This is a genomic window from Nocardiopsis algeriensis (assembly GCF_014203695.1).
Classification (GTDB): Bacteria; Actinomycetota; Actinomycetes; order Streptosporangiales; family Streptosporangiaceae; genus Nocardiopsis; species Nocardiopsis algeriensis.
On sequence record NZ_JACHJO010000024.1, the window covers coordinates 1 to 1529 of the forward strand.

The following is a 1529-nucleotide window of genomic DNA, read 5'->3' on the forward strand; positions in this document are numbered from 1 at the left end:
GCGGAGATCACCAAGGTGCATGCCGACAACTACGGCGTCTACGGTGTGCGCAAGGTCCATGCCGAACTCAACCGGCAGGGCCACCGGGTGGCCCGTGTTCCATGCCGGGTCTGATGGAGGCTTTCATTCCTGGGAAGGATGAGAGTCACGGCAGCACCATCAAGAAGCACCCCGATGAGCTGTGCGAACGCTCCACCCGCATGGACGTGGACACCCGCCGGGACCCGGTTGTCCACAACGGAGCGATCGCCCACAGCCCACTTAACAGTTGCCTTTCTTTCCCGGCTCAGTATAATGAAATCTGCGTCACATCCCACACAGCGGCAACAAGCCCATCCTCCTGAAGGTGACGCAGAGAAGGCAGAGCCATGCCCAAGAGGTACCCGTATGAGCTTCGAGAGCACAAGGTTGAACACGGGGTTTCCATCCCGATCGAGGACCTCAAAATCGACGAGAAGGCCCAGCGAACGCTGAACGAGCAGCGGGCCATGGGTATCGCCAAAAACCTAGTCCCTGAAGCCCTTGGCACCATCGTCGTTTCTCAGCGTTCCAACGGTGATCGCTATATCGTTGATGGCATGCACCGATGGCACGCGTGCAAGCTGAATGATATTCCGACTCTGATATCCGAAGTTCACCATGGCCTAGATCAGCAAGAAGAAGCGGTCCTCTTCCTGATCAAGAACAGAGAATCAAGCAAGCCTACGCCACTCGATGAGTACAAGATCGGCCTCACAGCTGGACTCCCCCTCTTTGTTGATACAGAAGCGGCATTGGGAAAACGCAATCTAGCCATGGGATCGACTGGCACAAACACCGTGGGGGCAGTTGCCGGAGTGCTCCGCATCACTGATCTCTATGGCCCCGACACACTTGAGAGAACACTCAAAGTTGCCGAGGATGCTTGGGGTAGGACCAAGGAGACCTGGGATGGAATGCTGCTCAGCGGAATCGGCATGTTTCTAGGGAGACATGGCGATGAGATCAACGACAGGGTGCTGGCCGAGAAAATCGGAAAGAAGGACCCTGCATTTCGCTGGCGCGCTAATATAACAGCCTTGGCATCTGCAGGCGGGACCCGCCACAGCGGAACTGGTTCAAGAGTAAGCACGTGCTACCAGCTCATCATCACCGAGTGGAACAAGGGCAAAAAAGAAGAGAACCGCATCAAGGCTTAACAAGCCACGGAGCTGAAGTTAAGCAATCGCCTTCTGGCCAAGCACAGCCGTGGAGAAATAAAGCCAGAAGCTCCACTGAGCAGTTCTCTCTGAAATGCAGAAAGCCTGGCCCTGGGAAACTGAGGGGCGTGGCCACGGTTCCCGACTCCACCGGAATGGTCATATATACCGCTGTGTGATTGCCACCTGGGCCATCCCGGCCATGGGCCCGGCTCTCGGTAGCGAGATACCGGGCCCATAGTTCAACCCTGGAGGCTGTTTCGTGCCGGGTTTTTTAGAGGCTTGGAACCAACGCATCGGCGGGTGCCGATGCGGGATTGTGCTGGTAGAAGTCGGCTTCGAACTCCGCTG

Annotated in this window: 2 protein-coding genes; both read left to right on the top strand. The window is 56.7% G+C overall.

Features of this window, described 5'->3' with window-relative positions; all coding sequences use genetic code 11:
- The first annotated feature begins 15 nt into the window (after positions 1–15).
- Positions 16–114: an IS3 family transposase gene (locus tag FHS13_RS21115; RefSeq protein WP_425491209.1), complete on the top strand. Its 99-nt coding sequence runs from the start codon at positions 16–18 to the stop codon at positions 112–114.
- Positions 115–368: 254 nt separating this feature from the next.
- Positions 369–1178 (top strand): DUF6551 family protein, encoded by an 810-nt coding sequence (locus FHS13_RS21120; protein ID WP_184293717.1) that lies wholly within the window; start codon positions 369–371, stop codon positions 1176–1178.
- The last annotated feature ends 351 nt before the right edge of the window (positions 1179–1529 follow it).

Coding starts and splice junctions, on each gene's coding strand:
- FHS13_RS21120 (WP_184293717.1), top strand. CDS start 369: ATGCCCAAGAGGTACCCGTATGAGCTTCGAGAGCACAAGGTTGAACAC.